Raw genomic sequence first — 24,124 nt, 5'->3', positions numbered from 1 at the left:
CATTGGCCTGAGTGGCTTGCCGTTGGCGGTTCGCCACCTATATCCATTCGTTAGAGTTCTTTTGCAAACATGTTAAAATCACCGGAGGCAGAGGCTTTGAGCAACAGTGCCTGCCAAACGTTGCTGTAGGCGATGTCGCGGTCTGTTTCCGCCCGTATCAGTGCATACAGTGCCTGGGTCACGTCTACCAGGTTGGTGAGACCGTTGCGGTACAGGACCGACTTCTGCAAATAAGCGTCGGAAGCGGCTTTCACCTGTGACGGCACTTCACGGTAGTTGTCGAGCGCGTTGGTGATCTTGGTGTCCGACAGTTGCAGCTGTGCACGCAGCTGTTGGTCTGCCAGATCATATTCCGCCTGTAAGCCGGTGCTGATCTGCTTTTGCGCTTTCACCTGCCGGGAGATGCGCAGTGGCTGGGTGAGGTTCCAGGTAACGCCCACACCGATCAGGTAGTTGGTACGGGTAGGTTTTACACCGTCCCAGTAACCGTGCGTATAGGCGTTGAGGTTTTGTGCGCCGTAGGTAGCATCAAAACCGGAGCCTCTGGTCTGCAGCACGCCTACCAGTGAAAACGCGGGGTACATCAGCGTACGGTAGTATTTGGACTGTTCGTCGCTCAGGGCGATGCGGCTCTTGTACCATTGGAGCAGCGGGTGACTTTCCATAGCGGCCGTATCGTTCAGCAGGGCCGGCACGCGTGACACGAAGAAGGTGTCGAGCGCGAATCGGCCGGGAGGCACGCCCATCAGTTGCGCCAGCTGGTTGGCCTGCGTTTGTTCAAAATCGATGGACCGGGTGAGCGCTATCCTGGCGCTGGACACTTCGGCATTGGCTTGTGAGGAATCCACGCCGGCGCTCAGGCCATTTTTAACGCGGGTCACCACCACCTGCCGGAAAGTATCCGCCCTGCTCAGATTTTTCTGATAGGACAGCGTCAGTTTCTGCGCGGCCACGAGGTTTAAATAAGCAGCTGCCACCTTTACTTCGTGCTGAAAAATCTCTTGTTGCCAGTCTTTATTATCTCTGGCAGCAACTGCTTGCGCTGTTTTTATTTTTTCTTTGGCGCGGCCAAAAGCGAAGAAATCCCAGTTAATATTAGTCAGATACAGCCCACCGAAAGCGGCGTTCCAGTTCTGTTCCGACAGCGGAGCGCCGGAAGAAGCAGCGGCAAGGCCGCCGAAGCCGTACAGAGGGCCGTTCTGACCGTTGATGGTTCCGTAGTCCTGTTGTACTGATACGTTGAGATTAGGCAGATAGTCTCTCTTTGCCTGATCTATGCTGGTTTTAGAAGCAGCAGCATAGTTGGATTTAGCCTTGATGGTACCGTAATTATTAATCGCCGTTTGTATAGCATCTTTCAATGTAAGTACCTGCTGGGCTTTCACAGAAGTTGAATGAACACCAATCAGAAAAAGAAGGATCAGCCAGTATTTATTTCCAATCATGTAGGGAGAATTTTGCAGCATGGTATGAACTAAAGTTGTTAATCCGGATACAAAAAGACTCCATCATTTTGAAGCAATTTTGAAGTATTCATTTTTTCTTCTCCCGAAGGGAAATAAAAATGGGCAAGACTAAAAGCCTTGCCCATTAATGATTCTAACGAATCCGACGAATTATTTTATCATGCAGTCACCACCGCAGCTGTTTCAAATTTATCTTGTTCCTCTTCGTTAATGACACTTCCCGGACAAAAGTCGACCTGTAAAATATGCAGCGGCGCTTTGTATTTATAGGATACTTTAAAGTCACACACTTCGCAGATCTGTTTCACGATGGCCAGCCCCAGCCCAACGCTCTCGCTGCATTGGTTGCTCTTGCGGAACCGTTCAAACAGCTCTTCCGTCGGGGTTTCCGGAGGGAGGCCCGTATTTTTGATGACCAGTTTTTCCTGCTTCAGGATAACGTGAATGGTGCCGTCCTGCACATTGTGACGGATGGCATTGCCCAGCAAATTGTTCATCAGCATGTCTGCCAATACCGGATGTATTCTGAGCTGGATATTTTTATCCAGTTCTCTTTTCACCGCTATGTTTTTCATCTCCAGGCGGTCTTCATACGCTGCCAGCACGTCTTTGGCTACACGACAGAATTTAATATGTTCCGTTACCGCAAATTCGTTGTTTTCCATTTTGGAGAGCAAAATGAGGGAGCGGTTGATCTTCGACAATTTCTCGATGGCATGATGCATATCGGCCAACAGCGTGGCCTGATCTTCATCGATATTGGTTTCGCTGAGCAGCTCCAGTTTGCCGCGAATCACGGCCAGCGGTGTTTGCAGCTCGTGTGACGCGTTTTCACTGAACTGTTTTACGGCGGTATATTCTTCTACGGCCCGATCTGTCATTTTCTTCAGGAAGGTATTCAGCTCTTTGAATTCCTCTGTATTGGTCTGCGGGAAAGTGATCTTTTTCTTCAGGTCGAAGTTGTGAATTTTTTTCATGGTAAGCCGCAGCGTATACAGGATGCGTTGCGACAGGAAGCGCGCTGATACAGCCACACAGAGGATGATGAGCAGCAGTTTCCACGCTACGGTATCCATGATGGCGTTGAGTATCTGGCGGGAAGCCGGGATATAACTGGAAGTGGTTACCTCGTAAGGTTTGCCGTTGATGGTCATGAAGGAACTCACCGTGAGGCGGCTTTCCATGCTTTTGTGGTTGCCATCAGGGTCCGGATCTTTTCTGATGCGGACACTATCTGCCGGCAAAGCCGGTAACAGTGTAAAGGTCGTGAAAGAAGCATCCCGCGGGATGTTGACCGTTGTGCCATCGGCCATACGGGCCGCTGCTTTCGTATTTACTATTTTCAGGCGGGCAATCTCCACATCATCAATCTTTCTCTCTATATTATTAAGACAGATATAAGAAGTGATCGGTGTGGTGATCACAATCACGCCAAGAAACCACAATGTAAATTTATCAACCAGTTTCATACTTTGGAAGCATTAAATTTATAACCCAGGCCATACACCGTATCAATATAATCCGCCCCGTTTGCCGCGCTGATTTTCTTACGAAGGTTTTTGATATGCTGATATACAAAATCAAAATTAGCTAAATTATCTGTATAGTCGCCCCACAGGTGGGTGGCTATCGACTGCCGGGAGAGCACCCTGTTTTTGTTGACCACCAGATACAGCAACAGATCAAACTCCTTGCGGGTGATATCCAGCAGCATATCGTTGATAGTGGCTTCCAGCGTGTCTGTATTGAGCGTGATCTCATTAAAGGTGATGATATTGCTGCCAGACAGTTTTTTGCGCCGGTAGATGGCCCTGAGGCGGGCATGCAGTTCCGGCAGGTGGAATGGTTTGGTGATGTAGTCATCTCCCCCACCTTCCAGGCCTCTGATTTTATCGTCCATGGCGTCTTTAGCGGAAATAATCAGTACCCCGCTCTGGATGCCCTGCTCCTTCATAAATTTCAACAGCTCCAGCCCGTTGCCATCCGGCAACATGATATCGAGCAACACACAGTCATATGAGTACAGCAACAACTTCTCCTGCGCTTCATCAAAACTATAAGCCAGCTCACAGATATACCCTTCCCTCACGAGAAAATCATGAATACTGCTGGCGATTTCTTTACTATCTTCTACTACTAACACTTTCATATAAAAGCTAATGTATATGGAGATTTTGAAGCAAATTTGAAAATTTGCCCCGGTTCCACCGGATGGCGGGGAGCCCACCCATAGCCCTCCCTGGAGAAAACGTGCAGCAAGGATGGTGATCTTATATTATTACAAATTGATAATCAATTTCTAAATAAAGATTATTTATTTTAATTTGATAATATTTTATATAGACTTCCACACGATTGTCCGGTGAAACAGACCTGCAAAATTAACGCAAAATTTGTAGGTGGGCATGGACGTGGGGGCGGAAGTTGAGCAGATTTCAGTATACTTATTGTTTTATTCAATCGTCTCCTGATGGAAAACTACAGCATCATATTAGTGATCATGGCCATTATGATCGGCGTATCCGGTATTGCAGAGAAGATAAAGTTGCCCGTACCGGTGTTGCTATTGGCCGTAGGCATCGCCATTGGTTTTTTACCCAGTATGCCGGGCATCGAGCTGAATCCGGAGATCGTGATGCTGCTGTTTTTGCCACCGTTGTTATACGACGCAGCCTTTAATATTTCCTTCCGTGAATTCCGGATCAATATCAATACCATCGGTACCCTGGCCATCGGGCTGGTTTTTATCACCACCGGCGGCATTGCCGTGGTGGCGCATTACCTGATACCGGGCATGACGTGGCAGCTGGCATTTGTGCTGGGCGCCATTCTCTCGGCCACAGACGCTGTGGCCGCCATCGGCATTACCAAGGGACTGGGGTTGCCGCACAATACCGTGACCATTCTGGAAGGAGAAAGTCTGGTGAACGATGCTTCCGCCCTGGTGGCCTATCGCTTTGCCGTAGCAGCCGTAGCGGGCACCGCTTTCGTTACCTGGAAAGCGCTGCTGCAATTCCTCATTGTATTGGGAGGCGGTTTTGTGATCGGGCTGATATTGGCCAAAACGCTGGCTTTCCTCATCCACTTCTTCCGCACCAACGACATGGTGGTCATTGGCCTGATGTTGCTGATGCCTTTCGTGACCTATGCGGTAGCGGAACATTTTGAGGTCTCCGGCGTCATTGCTGTGGTGACGCTCGGCCTGGGCATGGCCCGGCTGAGCCGCAAAAGATTCCCCGAAGCGCTACGCCATCAGTCCAGACATTTCTGGGATGTGATCATCTTCCTGCTCAACGGCCTCATCTTCCTGCTGATAGGTCTGCAATTCCCGCTGGTATTAAAAAAAATGAGCGGGGCGCAGATATGGCCTTATATCGGTTATGCCGCCCTTATCGCCGTCGTGGCCCTGGGCATACGACTGGTCAGGGTTTACCTGCAACAGTTCAATCTGCAAAAGGCATTTCAGGGAAAGGGGAAACGCCGGGTAAGCCAGTATGCCCTATTTGATTCCCGGACAAGCTTTATCATTACCTGGTCTGGGATGCGGGGAATCGTTTCGCTGGCTATCGCTATCGGTCTGCCAACGATACTGCAAAACGGGGACCCCTTCCCCCTGCGCAACGAGATCATTTTCCTCTCCATAGCGGTGGTACTGTTTTCACTGCTGGGACAGGGACTGTCGCTCCCCTGGGTGGTCCGTAAATTCAGCAAATAGGGTATCTCCGGTGATATCACCGGTTATTCGTAACTTACAGCAACGAAAGCACTGATATGAAAGCATTGACTTTTTTATTGGCGATATTGATCACCGGTTCTGCCTGTCAGAGCCAGCAGAAAAAACAGCAGCCTATGAGCAACGCCCCTGCCAATCCTTACTATTCCCGGACCGACACTGAAAAGCTGCATATTACCAATGCAGAATGGAAAAAGGTACTGCCACCGGACCTGTATGCGGTAGCCCGGGAAGCAGCTACAGAAAGGCCTTTCACCGGGAAATACTGGGATGCGGACACCAGGGGCATGTATTATTGCGCTGTTTGTGGCAACGCCTTGTTCCGTTCTGATGCCAAATTTGCCAGCAGCTGCGGATGGCCCAGTTTCTTTGAGCCTGTTCGCGCGGCCAGCGTCATATACCGGGAAGATAACTCCTATGGCATGCACCGGACAGAGGTGCTGTGCGGAAGATGTGAATCACACCTCGGCCATATCTTCGATGATGGTCCGCCGCCTACGCATAAACGCTTCTGTATGAATTCTGTATCGCTTGATTTTGAACCGGAGCGATAAACCGGGTTAACGGTCACGCTCCCGGCGTACAATTTCCGTCGTCACCGTATCTCCGGTGATGGTGACGATACTGTACCCAAAATAAGACCTGTCTACCTCCACTTCGGTCGACTCTTTGACAAACTGCGCAGAGGTGGCCGGCGTCACTGTCTGATGAATATTTTGCTCCTGTCGCTGATCTGTCACATGAAGATGGCCACAGAAAATGTATACGGCATGCGGATGCTTCAACAACAACGCCTTTATTTTCTCACGCCCCTGCAGCGGTTGTAATGCATCTAACATGATCGGTATTTCCACTATGGGGTGATGCACGAACAACAGCACTTTACCGGCCGTTTTCAGCTCCTGTTCCAGCCACTGTAGCTGCGCATCGGCCAGCACTTCTGAGGAGGAATCGAAGAAAATATAACGGAAGCCATCGCGATCTTCACTGTAACACATTGTTCCATCTACCAGGCCCGGCGCACTATAGTGTTGCCGCACATCTTCCAGCTTATCGAAATTACCCAGTATGATCTTGCAGGCAGACGTATATTCTTTTAATGCGTCGAAGAGAAAAGTATGAGAAGAGGGTTCACCAATATCCCCTCCTATTACTACTTCATGGATGCCTTTGCCGGCAATCTCCTGTAGCAGCAATAAAAGGTTTTCCCGCGCGGGTACCTGATTGTGGCGGGTAAAAGCATCATCCAGATGTGGGTCGGTGACAAATGCGAATGAACGGGTCATCATGAGAGATCGTTTATCTCCCGAATATATAACATAATATGATCACCCCTTTGTAAAAATACGGTACCGGTTATACGTTATATCTCCGCCATTTTTTTATTGTAGCGATTGCGGTATTCATGCGGCAACAAGCCTGTTACCAGCTTGAAAGAATTACGGAAAGTTTTGGTATCCGAATATCCTACTTCAGACATGATATCATTGATTTTGCGGTCGCCGGCTTCGAGGTGCTTCTTGGCGGCTTCAATTTTCACCCGCTGGATATATTCATTCATGGTATTGGCAGTCGCTTTCTTAAAACGCCGTTCCAGGCTTCTGCGGCCAATAGCCAGCATCTCCGCCAGTTCATCCACCCTTATCTTCTCCCGGAAATTATTCTCGATAAATTCCTGCGCCTGTTTCACCGGTTCATCGTCATGTTCTTTCTGTGCCTGAAAAATGATGAACGGCAATTGGGCAGAACGCTCCAGATCTACCTGAAAAAATTTCGCGCTGTAGATAGCCGCATCGCGACCGGCATATTTCTCCACCAGATATACCAGCAGGTTCACCAGCGAAAGGCCGCCACCGCTGGAATAGATACCGTTTTCATCGGTGATGACTTTCTCTTTCACCAGCTGCACATCGGGAAACATATCACGGAACAAAGCAGCCGCTTTCCAGTGTGTAGTACATTTTTTACCGATCAGCAGTCCTGTCTGTGCCAGCAAAAAAGCGCCTACACACAGACTTGCCACCTCAGCTCCTTTTTCATATTGCGCACGTATCCAGTCTACCAACTCCCCATTTCTTGCCACATTTTCCTCCACGTTTTCATGTAGTGCCGGAATAATGATCAGGTCTGTTCTATGCAGTTCCTGAACAACGGCATCCGTCTGGATGGTAAACAGTCCCTTGTTCAGCTGAATAGCGCGCCAGGCACCCACCAGCTGCACCTGAAACAAAGGCTCCCGGCCTTCACTGATAAGGAAATCATTCACTTCTGTAAAAACATGGCGGGCAACTTCAATACCGGTCATGGCGGCACCAAGTGGAATCACAATAGATACATGCTTCATAAGACAGCGTTATAAAGTTTGCAGGTTTCTCATTCTTTCACAAGATAAAATATTTCCCGGAATCCTATAATTCCGGGATATCAAACAATCCCAGGGCCAATTATCCCAGGGCTGACGCCCCGGGCAACGATGTCATTCAAATTCGTTGGGGCAAGGATGATGCGAGTCTGACATCACATTAGGCAGGAGTACGATGTCGTGCAATTGCATCTGCGCGATCATCTGGTTCTGAGGGCTGTCCGGGCGTGATTAACACATGCTTCTGACGAGATTGCCCAGCTTACGTACCGCCTGCTCCACTTGTCTGTTCCAGTGTTTATTACAGCTGATGCGGATGTAGTTGCGATAGCCGCCGGTGCTGGAAAAAAGCGGTCCCGGTGCGATATTAATATGATGCTCCAGTGCGAGCTTCTGCAATTTCAGGGCGTCTACCTGTTTGGGCAGTTCCACCCAGAGCACCAGGCCGCCGTCGGGCTGGCTGATTTTCACGCCGGACGGAAAGTACTGTTCGATATACTGGGTGGTGAGCAATACCTGTTTATGCACCAGCGGCCTCAGTTTGCGAAGATGCCGCTGATAGGTGCCGCTGGTCAGCAGATCGGCGAGCGAGAGTTGCAGCACAGAGGCGGTGGCCACGTTGGTGGTAGCTTTCAGCTGCGCTACTTTTTCCATGAAGCGCCCTGGTGCGCACCAACCGATACGGAAGCCGGAGGCAACGGTTTTGGAGAAAGACGCACACAGCATCACCCAACCGTGTTTATCATAGGTTTTGATGGTGGTAGGTCTGGAAGGACCGAAATACAGCTCGCCGTACACATCATCTTCTATCACCGGCAGCTGGCGTTTCCAGGCCAGTTCAGCGATCCATTTTTTCTTTTCGTCAGACAACACCACCCCGTTAGGGTTGTTGAAATTGGAGATGAAGAGGCAAGCCGCGATGTCATAGGTATCTACGATCTCTTCCAGTTGCCGGAGGTTGATGCCTTCTTCCGGATCGCAGGGCAGTTCAATTACTTTCAGTTTCAGTTGCTCCAGGCATTGCAGGATGCCGTAGTAGCAAGGTGATTCCACCACCACGGCATCGCCGGGATTGGTGACCGCCCGCAGCGAGAGGTTAAGCGCTTCGAGGGTGCCATTGGTGACGAGTATGTCGTTGGCAGCGAGGCTGCCGTTCCAGTAAAATGAGAGCCGCGCGATCTGTTCCCGCAGCAGCTGGTTGCCCATCGTGGATTCATATTGCAGGTGTGTCCCTGTGAGGTCACGGGAGGCTTTCTGCAAGCTGCGCCGCACTGCATTAAACGGCACCATATGTGTTTCCAGCGAAGCATTAAAAAACGAGATAAAACCGGGAGGATATGGTCCGGCATCGACGGGCATTTTGCTGATGATACGGCTCACATTCACTTCGCGGATGGCGGGCGCGGCGGAGGTGGCCACCGGCTGCTCCGTATGTCCCATGGACTTGCGCAGGGGTATATAGCCCGACTTCTCCCTGGAAGCCAGCAGGCCTTTATCGATCAACAGCGAATAAGCTTTCAGTGACGTGCCCACGCTGACATTAAAATGGTCGCTCACTGCCCGCAGCGACGGCAGTTTCTCTCCCAGCGGATAGGTGTCATTATTGATCATGGCTTCTATCCGGCTGGCTATTTCTATGTAATGGAAATCTTTCATCTGTTACACTAAAATATTCAAAATCTGTATCTGTTACAGTAGCTGCAAAGTAAATAATTTTGGAGAAACAATCGCGCCATGGAAATAATCAATAGCACTATCACAGACATTGATGATATATTTTACCTTTACGAAGAAGGCACCAACTACCAGCGGCAGCAGGGAACAGGTCGTTACTGGAAAGGATTTGAGCGGTCTGTGGTGGAACAGGAAATAGCAGAGAAACGGCAGTGGAAACTGGTGGAGGACGATGTCACGGTTTGCGTATTTGTGACCACCTTTCATGATCCGTTGATATGGGGCGACAAGGACCAGGAACCTTCGTTGTATCTTCATCGTATTGCCACCCATCCGGCTTACCGGGGCCGCGGATTTGTGAAGCTGATCGTTGACTGGGCCAGGCAGTACGGGCTGGAACATGGCCGGCAGTATCTGCGGCTGGACACCGGCGCCGGTAATGAGAAGCTGAACAATTATTATGTCAGCTGCGGTTTCACCTACACCGGCGTAGTGAGCATCCCCAATCCCGAAGGGCTGCCCGCACACTATAAGGATGGGGGTTTTGCTACTTTTGAACTGTTACTTTAACAACTATGTCTACCGCTATATGAAAACACACCTTTTATCACTGCTCACCGTTTTTCTGATCAGCGGCGCTGCCACCGCTCAGCAAACCGAAAGTTTTTCCAACTGCCGCAATGGCGCCTACGCGCTGAGCGACGGCAGCCAGCTGGTGATCAGTCCTTCTGTGGACAAGGACCTACGGTACCGCCGCCTGGATGGTACTACCGGCCGTCTCTTTTTGCAGGCCGACAGCAGTTATCTTTCCGGTCCCGGCTGGGCTAACGCCAGGAACCCGAATATCTTCGCGCGCTTCGGAGGCTGTGCCAATGATTCCCTTATTTTTCAGCAGGATGGTAAAACGTTTACCGGAAAACGTATACCCTTTCCCGTTATCCCGATGCATATCCCGGTGAAAGGGGCCACGCTTTACGGAGAGCTGTTCCTTCCTGCGGGACGTAAGCCCAAAGCAGTGGTGATATTACATTATGGCTCCGGTGGCGAATCAGCGGTGTACAATAATTATAAGCAATACATATTGCCACTGGGTGATGTTGCCGTATTCGTGTATGACAAAAGAGGTACCGGCAGATCTACCGGTCAACTGAGCGCCAATTTTGAACTGTTGGCCGCTGACATGGTGGCCACTGTGAAGGCCGTGAAAGCGCAGGCAGTGGTAAAAGGTGTGCCTGTAGGCCTGATGGGCGAAAGTCAGGGTGGCTGGATCGTGCCACTGACCGCTACCCTTACGCCGGTGGATTTTGTGATTGCCGCCTACAGCCTGCTCATCCCACCCAGAGAAGAGAACCGCCAGGAAGTACTACACGATTTGCAGAACGGACATTATAACAAAGAGGCCATTGCTACAGCCATGCAGGTGGTAGCTGCCACCGACGAAGTCCTCCGCACCGGCCTCAATGGCGGCCTTGCGGCACTCGACTCCGTTAAGGCGAAGTATAAACAAGAACCCTGGTATGCTTCTTTACAGGGAGACTACACCGGACCGATCCTCAACGCCAGCCGGGCACAACTGGACAGCCTCAAACAAATTTTCCCGACAGACATCCCGCTGGATTATGATCCGCTGCCGGCCTTTCGCCGGGTAAACGTACCGATGTTATGGATCATCGCCGGAAAAGATACAGAAGCGCCGAATGGCGGTACCATTGCCGTATTAAAAGAGGCCACCGCCACCCGCAAAAATATTGACGTCGTGATTTTTCCGAATGCCGACCATGGTATCATTGATGTACAGGATAGTCCGCAAGGTCCGATACTGCTTCGGCAGTCGGCCGGCTACTTTGAGCTGCTGCGCGACTGGATACTGACCCGGCAGGTTAAAAAACGCTACGGTGATGGTTTATCAATTTCAAATTACGAATGACGAATGACGAATGGAGGGCTTCCTGACCAAGCGGCCAATTAATAACCTTGCCGAAAGTGAACCCTCCATTCGTCATTCGTCATTCGTCATTAATTGTCGGAATACCCCTTGACGATTGTCGCAGACCTCCCCTGCCGGTTATCGTTGAGGGGTTACCTTTGCCGCAAGTCTCCTTTTTCATGAAAGCTATTGAAAACATTGCCGTACCGGTCACCGATCAACAGTTGTCCAAAGGTTTTTATCTGTTACTGGGCTTTGAGCTGCTGGCCGAGGTGGTGATGCCTAATGGAGATACGTGGATACAGTTGGGTTTCAGCGATCAGGTCACCACCATTTCACTGGTGCGGCAATGGCCTTACGGTCACATGCAGGCCGGCGCCCTACAGGGACTGGTACTGGAAACAGAGAATATCGTCAGGGAGCGGGAGCGGTTACATCAGGAGGGCGTTGTCGTTTCAGACATCCGGGAGTCTCCTTTCGGGAAAGTTTTCTTTCTTCAGGACCCGGACCGTAATGGCCTCAGCATTCATCAATTCAGTTTTTAAAGTCTGCCTCCTCATCTCCCAAAAGATTGATTCAACATATTTTATAAAAATTTAAAAGAATTTGGCCAAAAGATGTCTTATTCCAGAAAGCAGGGTTGTTATTAGGGTATAAACATCTAAATTTAAGGCCATGAAAAATTTCTTATTTCTCTACAGAGCAGACTTCTCCTTAGCAGCCCAGCGTTCTCCTGAAGAAATGCAGGCAAACACTAAAAAGTGGATGGACTGGATTGGCGGCATTGCAGCACAGAACAAACTGGCAGACCGCGGCAATCGCCTGGAACAAACCGGCATGGTCATCAGACCTAATAATGTAGTAACCGACGGACCTTTCACCGAAATCAAAGAAACACTTGGTGGCTACACCGTGATACAGGCCAACTCTCTTGAAGAAGCCGCTGAACTGGCCAAAGGATGCCCCGTGCTGGCAGTTGGCGGGAATGTGGAAATCAGGGAAATCAGCGTATTGTAATTACGAATTACAAATTACGAATTACGAATTGAGGACATGCTTACAGGGAGGTTACTTTAATCACCTGCTATATGGGATGCTCAATTCGTAATTCGTAATTTGCATTTTATATGATGGAAGAAAAAGAACTGCTCCCCCATCTGTTCAGGACCGAATACAGTAAGATCACAGCCGTATTGTGTAAGCTGTTGGGGTTTGAACACCTGGACATAGCCGAAGATATTGCGAGTGAGACCTTTCTGTCGGCCTCCGAATTATGGGGCCTGAAAGGGCTCCCGGAAAACCCTGCGGCCTGGTTGTATACCGTGGCCAAGAACAAAGCGAAAAACCATCTGAAACACCGGGCGGTGTTCCAGCAGAAAGTATCGGTACAACTGAGCCAGGCCGCCACCAGCGAAGTGCCGGAGATAGACCTTTCTGTTCAAAATATCAAGGATAGCCAGCTGCAGATGATGTTTGCCGTGTGCCATCCGGCTATTTCCATTGAATCGCAGATAGGGCTGGCCCTTCGTGTATTGTGCGGTTTTGGTATCGAAGAAATTGCCGACGCGTTCCTGACCAGTAAAGACACCATCAACAAACGATTGTTGCGTGCCAAAGAAAAACTGCGGGAAGAAAATATTGCGATCGCGTTTCCGGACGCCGCTCAAATCCCCGGCCGGCTGGAAGCGGTGCTGCGCACGCTGTACCTGCTGTTTAATGAAGGGTATTTTTCTGCCAGCCATGATCACTCCCTGCGCAAAGATCTGTGCCTGGAGGCCATGCGACTGACTTTTTTACTGACAGAAAACGAAGCTACCGATACGCCTGCCGTTAACGCCCTCATCGCCCTGATGAGCTTTCAGGCATCCCGGTTCGAAGCCCGTACCGACGATAGCGGAGACACCGTTTTATACGACGATCAGGACACCAGTCTCTGGGATGAAGACCTGGTCCAACAGGGGCAATTTTTCCTCAATAAAGCCTCCGAAGGGACTACCGCCTCCAAATATCATTTTGAAGCTGGCATCGCTTACTGGCATACCATCAAGACAGATACCCGGGAGAAGTGGGAAAACATCCTGCAATTGTATAACCATTTGTTGACCGTAGAATACTCTCCCATTGCGGCACTTAACAGGACATACGCCCTTTCCAGGGCCAACGGCAAGGAAGTGGCCTTACAGGAAGCAAAGAAGCTGTCGCTCAACGACCACTATCAGTACCATCTGTTACTGGGAGAATTGTATACCGGTATCGACAACCGTTCAGCATGCAGCGCGCTTGAAAGAGCGCTGGCGTTAAGTCATTCATCTGCCGATAAAAAAATCATCTCTCAAAAAATACAACAGCTTACGGGAAACGACTGATGTTGTTGGCTACCAGCGCGTATAGTTGTTGGATCAGCGTTTCGCGGTGACGACGAAAAGCATCTTCATCCCCCTCCCCGATGGCGGTGGCCACTTCAGGGCATTGCAGCATGTCCCGGATGGTGGTACATACCAGCTGCCGATGAAAATACAATGCGGAGTCAAACCCTTCATCGTCCTCATACGAGAGCCATTCGTGGATGATCATAAACGCCTGCTGGCAGACATTGGGCAACGTCATGGTGTCCAGGGGCAGCCAGAAGCTTCGCTGCAGCGGCGTAGCTGTTTCTATGACGATCGCCACTTTGTCGATGGCAGCTTCTGGGCTGTTCTTTATTTTTCGTAGCACCCTCTCCGTTATAGTGTACAGCGCTTCCTCCAAAGCAGCCAATGTACGTGGTATATCATATTGATGCTGTTCGAGCAGCGGCAACACCATCTCCGGCGGTGCGGTGGTTTTGCTCAATACCACCGCCTCCATTTCCTGTATAAACAGTTGCCGGGCAACCATGATATCCCCACCTGCTTTTTCCAGCAGGAGTGCTGCGTGGCGCAGGCCGACAGGCACCTGCTGCCGTAATTGTTTTATTTGTTCTGCGTGGTCCATCGTACTGCAAAGTAAAAACATTTCCCTTGCACCTCAACTTATCTGGTATTTAATGATAATTGTCTGAATACGTACAAATATTGTCCCGCCGGATGCACCCTTCGCAAAAATATGTATACTTGACCCGTAGACTGACTGTAGTTCCACCTCGAAGAGCAACAACGATATAGGTAGCACCATGGAACATATGCCAGCATCACCTAATTCATCAATCAAAATCAGTTATTCGTATTGCCATTGTCCCGCTATGCCGGTAGACCGGTCATAGCCGGCGCCAGAACAACCACGGGCCTTCCGAGACCACGGCTGTAGTTTCCCGTATAGGGATTACCGTTATGCCACTACCCTTTGTAGCGGGATAGGCTTCGGTATGCCTATAAGGGGCCACCGTTCTTCCATTACCGTTAATGGAACAGGCCTTTGTATGTCTTCATATCACCCTTGACAAGTGCACCTGTGACGGTGTTCCGGGGATGTTATGGCCGTAAGGAAACCCGTACCTGTGATGTATTCCCGAACAAATCCTCATAGCTCATGAAAAAAACATGTCTACTCGTGCTGGCTTTCCTGGTGTGTCTGTGCACAGGTGCCATCGGCCAAATCAAAAATGTATCCGGGACCGTCAAGGATGCAGATGACGGTCATCCCCTATCCGGTGTATCTGTACGCCAGACCGGCGGCGCCAAAGCTGTCCCTACAGACCAGCAGGGACGTTTTACCATTGCCGTTGCCGCCGGTGCCCTGCTGGAATTTTATGCCATCGGCTACGAACCGCAACAGATACGTGCCGGGGCGCAGGACAGTATGATCGTCAGGCTTAAAAGCAAAGACAAACAACTGGGCGAAGTGGTGATTACAGCTTATGGTAACACCCGCAAACAAGCCTTCACCGGCACCGCCGCCGTGATCAGCAATGAGAAATTCAAAGACCTGCAGGTATCTACCGTCACCGGTGTGCTGCAGGGTAATGCCAGCGGCGTGCTGGCCATCAGCTCCAGCGGCCAGCCGGGAGAAAATCCCACTATCCGCATCCGCGGCATCGGCTCCTTCAACGCCAGCAACGACCCGCTGATCCTGCTGGACGGTACCCCTTATAGCGGCAGCATCAACAGCATCAACCCCGGCGATGTGGAGAACATCACCATCCTCAAAGATGCCTCTTCCACCTCCATCTATGGCTCCCGCGCCGCCAACGGTATCATCCAGATCACCACCAAACGCGGCAAAGGCAAGAGCCATTTTGAATTCTCCGGCCTGACTGGTTTCTCCCGCAGGGCCATCAAAGAGTACTCCACACTCAACGCCACCCAGTACTATGAAATGGCCTGGGAAGCCCTGCGCAATGATGCCCGCGATAACCCGGCCCTGCTGACACAATTCAACGTGCCCACGCCCGAAGCCTATGCCAGCAAACAGGTAGCCCCTCGCCTGGTATACAACCCGTTTAACGTAGCACAGCCTGTCGGTGAAAACGGTAAGATAGACCCCAACGCAAAAATGCTGTGGAACGACGATTGGATGGATGAAATGACCCGCACCGGTATCCGCCACGACCTCAACATGAACGTCTCCGGCAGCGATGCCGCCAATACCATCCGCTACTACCTCTCCGGCGGTTATATTCAGGACCAGGGCCTTCAGAAAGAGTCCGAATTCAAACGCTATTCCGGTCGCGCCAAAATAGACGCCACCCCCGTGAAATGGCTACAGGTAGGCGTTAACAGCAGCCTCGCATACTCCAACCAGAACTACCCTTATCAGGGCAACGCCGCCGCCTCCAACGGTATTGGATTTGCCCGCACCATAGCGCCTATTCACCCGGTATACCTGCGTGACTGGAAAACCGGTGATTTTCTGCTGGACGGTTCCGGCAACAAAGTATTCGACTTCGGTAACAACACCACCGAGCTAGGCGTACCACGGCCTGCCGCCCAAAACCGGCTCTTTAACCAGGGACAGAACCCCTCCGCTACCACCAGCATCAACCCCATTACCTATGAACGGTTGACAGCTAACGGTAACGCCTATGTGGGCGTAGACCTTTTCAAAGGACTCAGCTTTAAATCGCAGTACTCCATCGACTACAACCAGATCGACAACAATACTTTCTGGAACCCGTTCTACGGCGACGGCACCACCAGCGGCGGTTTGAGCTACCGCGCCATCACCCTGTTGTATGCGCAGAACTTCAGCAACGCCTTCACGTACGACAACACGTTCGGGCAGCACCATGTGAATGTGGTGGCCGGTATGGAAGCTTTCCGCCGCGTGAGTGAAATCACCACCACCCAGCGTACCGGGTTCACCTATGCCAAGCCTACGCAGCCCAGCTATGGCACCACTTCCACCGCCGAAGGGTATAAAGAAACGTTCCGGTTACAGAGCTATTTCGCCCGTGCCGCCTACGACCTTTCCGATAAATATCACCTGAGCTTGTCCGTTCGTACAGACGGCGCCACCCGCTTTGCGAAAGAAGTGCGCTGGGGCGTGTTCTATGCAGCCGGCGCCTCCTGGAACCTCGACAAAGAAGCGTTTATGGAGAACGTGGACTTCCTCAGCCAGCTGAAACTTAAAGCTAGCTATGGTACCAGCGGCAACCAGGCGCTGCCCGGCAGCTTCCCTTATCTGGGCACCTATTCCGCCGGCGCCAATGTAGGGTCTACGCCTGGTTCCGTTATCAATACCGTCGCCAACCCGTCGCTTAGCTGGGAAACGCAGAAGCAGCTGGACCTCGGCGTGGAATTCGGCGTACTGAAAGATCGTATCACCGGTTCATTTGTGTACTTCGACAGACGGTCTGCCAACCTGCTGTTTAACAGGCCCTTGCCTAATTCCACCGGTATCAACTCTATTTCCGACAACGTAGGCGGCGTTAAAAACGCCGGTTTTGAGATAGAATTGAACACCCTTAACCTTCGCACGGCCAAACTGGAATGGCGTACGTCCGTTAACGTGACCAAACTAAAAAATGTGATCACAGAAGTAGCGCCCGGCACTAACCAGATCCTTGGTGGCAGCTGGTATGAGTGGTTCATCCCGCAATATGCCGGTGTAGATCCCAAAGACGGTAAACCTATGTGGTATAAAGATGACGCCACTAATGCCGGCAATAAAGTCACCACCAAAAAATACAGTGAAGCCACCCGTTATCATCTGGGCAACAAATTATCCGACTATACCGGCGGTATCACCAACACGCTTCGTTATGGCAACTTTGACTTCACCGTACTGGCTTCCTTTGCCATCGGCGGTAAGTTTTATGATGCCGACTATGCCGCGCTGCGCAACGGGATGGTCAACTTCGGCAACAACGCCGGTACAGACATCTACAAAAGATGGCAGAGCCCCGAGAACCCCGGCGATGGCCTTACGCCCAAACTGAGCACCACGGCCGACAACAGCGCCGCCACTTCCAGTCGCTTTCTGTATGACCTGAGCTATATGCGTATCCGTAACATCACATTAGGATACCGTTTTCCCGAAGGGCTGTTGAAGCGCGCCCACATCAGCAATGCCCGTGTCTTTGCCGATCTGCAGAATGCCTTCACCCTCTTCGGCGGACCTAAAGGCGCAGACCCGGAAGCCGGTATTGACGCCACCACCAGCGGTAACAATACCACCACCAATAAAATATTCTCCATCGGTATCAACGTAGGGCTGTAAACTTAAAAATCATGATCATGAAATTATCACGTACCATCATCACCGCCGTCCTTTCGCTGCTGGTGCTTTCAGCCTGCAAGAAAGAATTCCTCAATACTCCCTCTCCGGAAGACGGGAACCTGACCGACAATATTATCTTCTCCAATAAGGCCGGCGCCGAAAGCGCTATGACAGGCATATACTGGATCTTCCGCTCCGAGAACTATAACGGTTACGGTGGCGATCCAAACAACAGCGGCAACCTTACCTGTCGTGGATTACAGACCACCATGTTTTTTTATGAAGTAAGGGGCAACGATGTGTTTGAAGGGTTACGCTCCTGGTGGCGCTGGGAAACAGCCTGGGAAGAAAACGCTTCCGGCCGTATACAAACCGGCAGCCGTACCCGGCAGATCTGGGATATGTTTTACAAGGCCATCAACAACGCCAACGCCATCATCAAATATACGCCCGGCATTACCGGCGCTTCTGATGCGGAAAAGGCAACGTTGATTGCTGAAGCCAAAGCCCTGCGTGCCTACTCGTATTTCTGGCTGGCCAGGTCTTATCAGTATACCTACGCCAAAAATCCCAATGCCGCCGGTGTGCCACTGTATACCGAACCTGCCTCCAAAGACAGCAAGGGCAATCCGCGTGCACCATTGAAAGAAGTATATCAGTTGATCCTGTCTGACCTGGAAGAAGCCACTACCAAACTGACCGATGCCCGGACTGAGAAGTTCCGCATCAACAAGAACGTTGCGCAGGGCATCCTGGCAGAAGTATATCAGGAAATGGCCATGTCTGACCCCGCGCTGTGGCAGAAAGCTGTTGACAATGCCAAAGCTGCGCGCGATGGCTTCCCGCTGATGAGCAATACCAGTTATGCCAGCGGATTCAATGACCTCAGCAATCCTGAATGGATGTGGGGATTCCCCGTACCGGAAGACCAGAGCCTGACCTATTATTCCCAATATAGTTTTATGGACGTGAACAGTGGTTATTACCGCAACATTTTCTTCAATAATGATTTCGTGAATAGCTACAGTGCCACTGATGCCCGTCGGGCGTTGTTCATCGACAACGGAGATAATCCCGCTGCGCCTGCACGCAGATGGAGCAGCCGCAAGTACAGGTCAAGGCTGGCCACCTCCATTACCGGGGATATTCTGGTGATGCGTGCCGCGGAGATGTACCTCATAGAGGCTGAGGGCCTCGCGCAGCAGGGCAAGCTGGCCGAAGCGATTGATGTGCTGTTTGCCATTCAGGCGCTGCGCGATCCTGCCGCCGTAAAACCGCCTGCTTCTATCGGCAAAGACGCGCTCATTGACCTGATATTGCTGGAACGCCGTAAGGAAATGTATGGTGAAGCGGGGGTGTATTATTTCGACCTGAAACGTTATCAGCGTAATCTGGTACGCACCGGCAACCACCCTTATCTGCTGAATATTGCCGCCACCGATCCCCGTTGGCTGATACAGATACCGATTTCCGAGATGGATGCCAATGATAAAATCAATCCGGAAGATCAAAATCCGTGATCCATGAACCCAATGACCGGTTGGCAGTAGTTACTGCCGGCCGGTTACTATATTTACCCCTGGACAAAAAAACTGTCACCGTCCGCCCGAAAAATTTCACACCGGCTTCGCATACCAGAAGCAATAATTAGTTGAACCCCGTCAAAAACGTTCGCCATCCTTACATCCCGCAGCGCAATTAATGATAAAATTTCGATCCTTATAATAATGGTACTTGCACTCAAAATCCTCACAAATCGTTATTATAATCTACCTTCCAGCAGCATATTTTACACATAAACATCATGTGGTCATATTCATTTTCTTCGCAGAAAAATTCAGGTATGACGGACCTCTTGCACATAGATGACATGGATACAGAGAGCTGTATCGCTTCTTTCCGGAACATCGCCGGGATGCTGATGAATGACCATTTACTACGGGTAGGAGAAAATTTTTACCGGGTGGTGGATTGTGAATTTTACTACTGCAGTGATACCCATAATGACCCCTATGCGTATGCACACGAGCATCCCCGCAGCAGCAATGGAGAGTGGTATTTTCACGGTTCAGGAATGGATATTACCCTGGCAACGGACCAGTCGTTTGGCGGTATTCTCATCCGGGGTATTGCGCCGGTGGCAGACACCCGACATCTCCCTTCGCGTGCCGGTGCCATCGCCGGGCCGTTAAAAGTCTGCACCGAAATATTCAAACAGTTTGGCAGCATCATGCGGGAGGAGCCGTTATATTTCGGACTGGTGGACATCTCTACGATTCCTGCGTACAATAACATCAGCAATGCCCGCCTGTTTGCCGTTCCCCGTGTGGGTCTTAACCTGGCCAAAGATGCGGAAGAAATTTTTCATGGGAGGCCTTACCGTTTTCTCAGCTTTCTTTATCTGCCGCATAAGGAAAGTGAAAAAGCGCGCAGATATCTGCTTCATCATCCGGAAGATCCGCTTTCGCCGATAGAGTACGATGCCTACAGCAGTGGCAGGAACTGGTGAATTAAAAAACCCCGGATTTTCGTCCGGGGGGCCTTATTCATGTAGTAGCTGACCGATAGAGACAAACTGATACCCTCGTTTTTTCAGGTCAGTGATCAGTTCATCGAGGCGGTTATAAAATTTATCGGTGCGGGCCGGATCGGTGCCGATGTGCAGCAGGAGCATAAACCCATTCAGTCCTGCCGGCTGCTTGTCGGCATATTGCAGAATGGACTGATAGATCTCTGCCGAAGAGCGGTACCCTTTCATAGCCGGCGTGGTGTAGTCGGCGTTGGAACGTGTACCTGGCGTGAAGTTCACCAGTTGCAGCCCTGCCTTGCGGGTCCATTGTGCGATGGTATCGTTGTACCATTCATAAGGTGGCAAAAAATAGTGAGCGGCATTTTTGGTGATACCGAATGCCTGCATCTTGCGATAATTGGCAGCGAGATCTTTTTCAAAAGCTGTCTGTGTGATCAACAGGCTATCGCGTTTTTGCCAGTCGCAATACAGCGGATGCTGATCTGAATGCGGCCCGAGGTAGTGGCCATCCGCCTTCAGTTGTTTTACCAGCGGCTGAAACGCGGGATTGGCGTAGAACTTCCCTGTCAGAAAAAAAGCGGCCGGTACTTTTTGTTGTTTTAGTACGCGCCGTATTACCTGGCCGCCATCTGCAAATTCATCGCCGGTAAAAACGAGCGTCAGTGTTTTGCGGCTGGTATCGCCGCGAACAATCGCGCCCGAGGCATACGTATGTGCGGCACCGTTAGCCGGCACAACACCGCCCTGGTTGCGGCCTTCCTGGGCCATAGCGGCCAACAGATAAATCAGCGAAGCCGTGCCGTCCATGGTGGGTTCGTTGGTGCTGTAGTCGCCAAAATCATCGTGGTATACAGCGAGGTCGCTTTGAAAATCCGCATAGCCGTCTGGTTTAGACAGTTGAATGCCGATCAGGTTTTTATAGATATTGGTATATACCGGACCGTCTACCAGGGCGCCATCTACCGGGTAATGTCCCAGGTGACTAAAAGCGGAGTGTGGATCTTCCGGTGTATCGCCATGGGCGGGCAGCCCGTACACCATGCTGGTGCCCCAGGGGTTACAGCCAAAGAGCCAGTCGAAGTTAGCCTGTTCCAATTCCGCATAGGCATTACTGGCGGTCAACTGCCGGTACCAGTAGCACTGAATAGCGAAAGCGGTGGTGAGGTTGTTGCTGCACCAGATAAAGGGAATATAACGATAGAAGGCGTTGCCCTTCGCTTGCTGCCATACCTGGTCGATGCCGGTTTGGTAATAACCGGTGATGGTTTGCCGGGAGGCGCCTTTTAACTGTCGGGCCAGCTCATAGTGTCCCAGATTGATGAAGGGGTACCATTGATAATGATGCGCGGTGTCCTTTCCCAGCCAGGGCGTTACTTTTTCCTGTGCGGCATAGTCCTCGGCCTGTTGACGGTAGTCATCCTTTCCGTTTAGCCGGTACAGTGAGGCCGCAGCCAGTTCCATGTCATCCACCCAATTGTCTTCTGCATAGATGTAGGGCGACTTTACGGAGGCGGTCTGGCATACGCCCGGTTGTTTGCGGCCCATATTGTAGGCGGTCAGTGCTTTTTTGCGGAGAACAGCGGCATAAGCGGCGTCCTTATTTTTCAGCAGGTCGTATCCGAGGGCGAAAGCGCTGGAGAACTTACCGGCCGTAGAGGCCACGCCGGTGGTCTGGTTCATGAATTTGCCCCGTACCTGTGGCTGGCCGGAGCAGAAATATACCGGCCGTTCAAATCCTCTTCCGTAGAAAGGGTCCTCTTTGGGGAGGCGCATCCCGTTATGATCGCGGTCATCCGCGATCTGGTTGAATAGCCAGTTTTCGCGGGGGTGCATTTTAAGCAGCCAGTCGAGGCCCCAGCGTGCTTCATCGAGGATGTCGGGCACCTGGTTGCCGCCTTCCAGTCCGTTGGCCGCGTAGCGGTCGCCGAACACCTGCGGAAAATCGCGGTATGCCGCCAGCAGATGGTAGGTAGCATTGGCCGATGTGGTGGAATACTGGAGGTAGTCGCTGGCATCATGCCATCCGCCGGCCACATCGAGGTGGGTACTGTCGGGCATGGGGCCGTACAACGTATAGCCGTCATGGGTATGGCAGGAGTCTTTCAGGAAAGGATTAAACAGCGATCGCTGTTGCCGCATATACCGCAGGGTAAAGTCGGCCGCGCCGGCGTATACGTCGGCGGCTATACGAAAGTAAGGTGACCGGGCCTCCCCTGCTTTCAGGTAAAAGGTGCCTGTTTGTTTCCAGCTGCTGAAATCCAGTCGCGCTGTTTCACGAAAAGGCCCATAGCGGCCAAAGGGCTTGCCGGTGCCGGCCGTGAAAACAGCTTTACCGCTGGCCGAATCCACCAGCTGGAAAGTGGCCGGCAACGTTGCGCTTTTGCTGGCCCATACCGCCACTTTAACCCCTCCGGGCAGATATCCGAGCTGATTAATCCGAATCCAGGATTCCGTGGCGCCCATGGCGGTAGATACGCAGAAGCCGGTCAGCCACAAGGTGACTATGATCGTAAGACAGTTTTTTTTCATCTCCCTGTATTAACATTTTCCAACGGCTCACTGTTGTGCACCGGCGATATATACTTTTTGTACTTTATACTGGTGATCCAATACGATGATGTCTGCGCGGCAGCCTGGTTCAATACGGCCCCGGTCTTTGATGCCCATCAGGGTGGCGGGGTATACCGTCGCCATGCGCAGCGCTTCCTCCAGCGGGATGCCGGCATGCTGGACACAACGTTGTACCGCGCGCATCAGTGTCAGCCGGGAGCCGGAGAGCGTGCCGTCGGGCCGTGTGAAGCGGTCCTCCTGCGCCACATGCTGGCTGGCGCCCGTATTGTTGGCCTCTACCGCATCGGTGATCAGGAACAGCCGGTGGCCCATTACCTTTTTACTAATGATCAGGGCGTTGTCATCTACATGGATATTGTCGGCGATGATGCTCGCATATACGCTGCTATCGCGGAACGTAGCGCCAGGCAGGCCCGTATCGCGGTGTTGCAGGGGGGACATGGCATTAAAGAGGTGTGTGACGGCGCGTACGCCGTTCCGGAATCCTTCCATGGCTTCATTAAAAGTGGCGTTGCTATGGCCGGCAGAGAGAATGACGCCCTGTTCATCGAGCCAGCGAAGAATAGCGGGGTCGCACATTTCGGGGGCGACGGTGATCATCTTCACGATGCCACCGGCGGCGGCCAGCAAGCTTTCCAGCTCGGCACGTTCCGGCCGTTTGATCAGCTCCAGGGTATGTGCGCCTTTTTTAACCGGATTGATATAAGGTCCTTCGAGATGCATGCCCAGCACCGCCGGATGCGGATGGTTGCGTACAATACGGATACATTCGTGAAACACCTCCATGGTATCCGTGGCGAGGGTGAGCAGGAAACCGGTTGTACCGCTTTTCACCAGTGCCTGCGCCATCGCGTTGAGCGCTTCCGGAGAAGGATGGGCCGAGAAAAGGTAACCACCGCCGCCATAGATCTGGAGGTCCAGCAAGCCCGGCGCGATGATATGTCCGTTACAATCCACCACCGTTGCCTGTGCGGGGACATCTGCCGGGTTGACCAGCGCCCGTATTTTCCCTTCTTCCGTTAAAAGAGCTTTACCGGTGATGACCTGCGCACCGGTGTAGATGGTCCCGTTTGTGAAAGCAGTAAGCATAATCTTATTTTGATGCCGGCGCCGTAGGAGCTGCCGGCTATTAAAGTTGTGTAAAGCAGAAAAAATAGGAAAAGATCAGCATAAAAGCAACGCGTGTCACAGATAACTTTCACCATCGTGGTGTTTGTTGCGCGCA

Annotated in this window: 19 protein-coding genes; 10 read left to right on the top strand and 9 right to left on the bottom strand. The window is 51.5% G+C overall.

The window, feature by feature from the left end:
• Positions 1-50 precede the first annotated feature (50 nt).
• From ICL55_RS03975 to ICL55_RS03965, 3 genes are all read right to left on the bottom strand, one after another.
• Entirely contained in the window at positions 51-1,445 is a 1,395-nt protein-coding gene (locus ICL55_RS03975; RefSeq protein WP_188094739.1) for a TolC family protein, read from the bottom strand.
• Positions 1,446-1,624: 179 nt separating this feature from the next.
• Positions 1,625-2,935, bottom strand: coding sequence for a sensor histidine kinase (locus ICL55_RS03970; protein WP_188094738.1), 1,311 nt, complete (start codon positions 2,933-2,935; stop codon positions 1,625-1,627).
• Positions 2,932-3,615, bottom strand: a complete 684-nt coding sequence (locus tag ICL55_RS03965) for a response regulator transcription factor (protein WP_169226898.1) — start codon at positions 3,613-3,615, stop codon at positions 2,932-2,934. Before ICL55_RS03965 ends, ICL55_RS03970 begins: the two co-directional genes overlap by 4 nt.
• Positions 3,616-3,936: 321 nt before the next feature.
• On the opposite strand from ICL55_RS03965, the gene ICL55_RS03960 reads away from it, so the two are divergent.
• Positions 3,937-5,181: a Na+/H+ antiporter gene (locus ICL55_RS03960; protein WP_188094737.1), complete on the top strand. Its 1,245-nt coding sequence runs from the start codon at positions 3,937-3,939 to the stop codon at positions 5,179-5,181.
• A gap of 56 nt (positions 5,182-5,237) precedes the next feature.
• Positions 5,238-5,753 (top strand): peptide-methionine (R)-S-oxide reductase MsrB, encoded by a 516-nt coding sequence (msrB, locus tag ICL55_RS03955; protein ID WP_188094736.1) that lies wholly within the window; start codon positions 5,238-5,240, stop codon positions 5,751-5,753.
• Positions 5,754-5,759: 6 nt separating this feature from the next.
• Here msrB and ICL55_RS03950 read toward each other — a convergent pair whose 3' ends face one another.
• The 3 genes from ICL55_RS03950 to ICL55_RS03940 form a co-directional block, all read right to left on the bottom strand.
• Entirely contained in the window at positions 5,760-6,488 is a 729-nt protein-coding gene (locus ICL55_RS03950; RefSeq protein WP_188094735.1) for a metallophosphoesterase family protein, read from the bottom strand.
• 74 nt (positions 6,489-6,562) lie between these two features.
• Positions 6,563-7,543: a GlxA family transcriptional regulator gene (locus tag ICL55_RS03945; RefSeq protein ID WP_188094734.1), complete on the bottom strand. Its 981-nt coding sequence runs from the start codon at positions 7,541-7,543 to the stop codon at positions 6,563-6,565.
• A 249-nt stretch (positions 7,544-7,792) separates the two neighbouring features.
• The gene (locus ICL55_RS03940; RefSeq protein ID WP_188094733.1) at positions 7,793-9,217 is read right to left on the bottom strand and encodes an aminotransferase-like domain-containing protein; all 1,425 of its coding nucleotides are present in this window, start codon (positions 9,215-9,217) and stop codon (positions 7,793-7,795) included.
• A gap of 78 nt (positions 9,218-9,295) precedes the next feature.
• On the opposite strand from ICL55_RS03940, the gene ICL55_RS03935 reads away from it, so the two are divergent.
• From ICL55_RS03935 to ICL55_RS03915, 5 genes are all read left to right on the top strand, one after another.
• Positions 9,296-9,805 carry a GNAT family N-acetyltransferase gene (locus ICL55_RS03935; protein WP_188094732.1) on the top strand — a complete coding sequence of 170 codons (510 nt, stop codon included), beginning with the start codon at positions 9,296-9,298 and terminating at the stop codon, positions 9,803-9,805.
• Between the two features lie 19 nt (positions 9,806-9,824).
• Positions 9,825-11,162: an alpha/beta hydrolase family protein gene (locus ICL55_RS03930; RefSeq protein WP_188094731.1), complete on the top strand. Its 1,338-nt coding sequence runs from the start codon at positions 9,825-9,827 to the stop codon at positions 11,160-11,162.
• 179 nt (positions 11,163-11,341) lie between these two features.
• Entirely contained in the window at positions 11,342-11,707 is a 366-nt protein-coding gene (locus ICL55_RS03925) for a VOC family protein (protein ID WP_188094730.1), read from the top strand.
• A gap of 130 nt (positions 11,708-11,837) precedes the next feature.
• The gene (locus ICL55_RS03920) at positions 11,838-12,179 is read left to right on the top strand and encodes a YciI family protein (RefSeq protein WP_188094729.1); all 342 of its coding nucleotides are present in this window, start codon (positions 11,838-11,840) and stop codon (positions 12,177-12,179) included.
• A 110-nt stretch (positions 12,180-12,289) separates the two neighbouring features.
• Positions 12,290-13,528 (top strand): RNA polymerase sigma factor, encoded by a 1,239-nt coding sequence (locus ICL55_RS03915; RefSeq protein ID WP_343067689.1) that lies wholly within the window; start codon positions 12,290-12,292, stop codon positions 13,526-13,528.
• On the opposite strand, the gene ICL55_RS03910 is transcribed toward ICL55_RS03915, so the two are convergent.
• On the bottom strand, positions 13,512-14,135 hold the full coding sequence (locus tag ICL55_RS03910; protein ID WP_188094728.1) for a hypothetical protein: 624 nt from the start codon (positions 14,133-14,135) through the stop codon (positions 13,512-13,514). The two genes, ICL55_RS03915 and ICL55_RS03910, sit on opposite strands and share 17 nt — an antisense overlap.
• A 534-nt stretch (positions 14,136-14,669) precedes the next feature.
• Here ICL55_RS03910 and ICL55_RS03905 point away from each other — a divergent pair.
• The 3 genes from ICL55_RS03905 to ICL55_RS03895 all read left to right on the top strand — a co-directional run bounded on the left by ICL55_RS03905 (position 14,670) and on the right by ICL55_RS03895 (position 20,307).
• Complete coding sequence (locus ICL55_RS03905) at positions 14,670-17,798, top strand: SusC/RagA family TonB-linked outer membrane protein (protein ID WP_188094727.1); 3,129 nt, start codon at positions 14,670-14,672, stop codon at positions 17,796-17,798.
• Between the two features lie 17 nt (positions 17,799-17,815).
• Entirely contained in the window at positions 17,816-19,318 is a 1,503-nt protein-coding gene (locus ICL55_RS03900) for a RagB/SusD family nutrient uptake outer membrane protein (RefSeq protein ID WP_188094726.1), read from the top strand.
• 323 nt (positions 19,319-19,641) lie between these two features.
• Complete coding sequence (locus ICL55_RS03895; RefSeq protein ID WP_188094725.1) at positions 19,642-20,307, top strand: hypothetical protein; 666 nt, start codon at positions 19,642-19,644, stop codon at positions 20,305-20,307.
• A gap of 33 nt (positions 20,308-20,340) precedes the next feature.
• Here ICL55_RS03895 and ICL55_RS03890 read toward each other — a convergent pair whose 3' ends face one another.
• Positions 20,341-22,857: a bifunctional glycoside hydrolase family 9 protein/polysaccharide deacetylase gene (locus ICL55_RS03890; RefSeq protein ID WP_188094724.1), complete on the bottom strand. Its 2,517-nt coding sequence runs from the start codon at positions 22,855-22,857 to the stop codon at positions 20,341-20,343.
• A gap of 27 nt (positions 22,858-22,884) precedes the next feature.
• Positions 22,885-23,988: an N-acetylglucosamine-6-phosphate deacetylase gene (nagA, locus tag ICL55_RS03885; protein WP_188094723.1), complete on the bottom strand. Its 1,104-nt coding sequence runs from the start codon at positions 23,986-23,988 to the stop codon at positions 22,885-22,887.
• Between the last annotated feature and the right edge of the window lie 136 nt (positions 23,989-24,124).

Source organism: Chitinophaga varians (assembly GCF_014529945.1).
GTDB lineage: Bacteria > Bacteroidota > Bacteroidia > Chitinophagales > Chitinophagaceae > Chitinophaga > Chitinophaga varians.
This window is presented reverse-complemented; position numbering and strand designations above follow the sequence as displayed.

Bases quoted from the DNA above. Each gene is read 5' to 3' on its own strand.
- ICL55_RS03890 (WP_188094724.1), bottom strand. From the start codon at position 22,857: ATGAAAAAAAACTGTCTTACGATCATAGTCACCTTGTGGCTGACCGGC.
- msrB (WP_188094736.1), top strand. From the start codon at position 5,238: ATGAAAGCATTGACTTTTTTATTGGCGATATTGATCACCGGTTCTGCC.
- ICL55_RS03900 (WP_188094726.1), top strand. From the start codon at position 17,816: ATGAAATTATCACGTACCATCATCACCGCCGTCCTTTCGCTGCTGGTG.
- ICL55_RS03905 (WP_188094727.1), top strand. From the start codon at position 14,670: ATGAAAAAAACATGTCTACTCGTGCTGGCTTTCCTGGTGTGTCTGTGC.
- ICL55_RS03950 (WP_188094735.1), bottom strand. From the start codon at position 6,488: ATGATGACCCGTTCATTCGCATTTGTCACCGACCCACATCTGGATGAT.
- ICL55_RS03920 (WP_188094729.1), top strand. From the start codon at position 11,838: ATGAAAAATTTCTTATTTCTCTACAGAGCAGACTTCTCCTTAGCAGCC.
- ICL55_RS03925 (WP_188094730.1), top strand. From the start codon at position 11,342: ATGAAAGCTATTGAAAACATTGCCGTACCGGTCACCGATCAACAGTTG.
- ICL55_RS03945 (WP_188094734.1), bottom strand. From the start codon at position 7,543: ATGAAGCATGTATCTATTGTGATTCCACTTGGTGCCGCCATGACCGGT.
- ICL55_RS03935 (WP_188094732.1), top strand. From the start codon at position 9,296: ATGGAAATAATCAATAGCACTATCACAGACATTGATGATATATTTTAC.
- ICL55_RS03915 (WP_343067689.1), top strand. From the start codon at position 12,290: ATGATGGAAGAAAAAGAACTGCTCCCCCATCTGTTCAGGACCGAATAC.
- ICL55_RS03910 (WP_188094728.1), bottom strand. From the start codon at position 14,135: ATGGACCACGCAGAACAAATAAAACAATTACGGCAGCAGGTGCCTGTC.
- ICL55_RS03940 (WP_188094733.1), bottom strand. From the start codon at position 9,217: ATGAAAGATTTCCATTACATAGAAATAGCCAGCCGGATAGAAGCCATG.
- ICL55_RS03960 (WP_188094737.1), top strand. From the start codon at position 3,937: ATGGAAAACTACAGCATCATATTAGTGATCATGGCCATTATGATCGGC.
- nagA (WP_188094723.1), bottom strand. From the start codon at position 23,988: ATGCTTACTGCTTTCACAAACGGGACCATCTACACCGGTGCGCAGGTC.
- ICL55_RS03965 (WP_169226898.1), bottom strand. From the start codon at position 3,615: ATGAAAGTGTTAGTAGTAGAAGATAGTAAAGAAATCGCCAGCAGTATT.
- ICL55_RS03895 (WP_188094725.1), top strand. From the start codon at position 19,642: ATGACGGACCTCTTGCACATAGATGACATGGATACAGAGAGCTGTATC.
- ICL55_RS03930 (WP_188094731.1), top strand. From the start codon at position 9,825: ATGAAAACACACCTTTTATCACTGCTCACCGTTTTTCTGATCAGCGGC.
- ICL55_RS03975 (WP_188094739.1), bottom strand. From the start codon at position 1,445: ATGATTGGAAATAAATACTGGCTGATCCTTCTTTTTCTGATTGGTGTT.
- ICL55_RS03970 (WP_188094738.1), bottom strand. From the start codon at position 2,935: ATGAAACTGGTTGATAAATTTACATTGTGGTTTCTTGGCGTGATTGTG.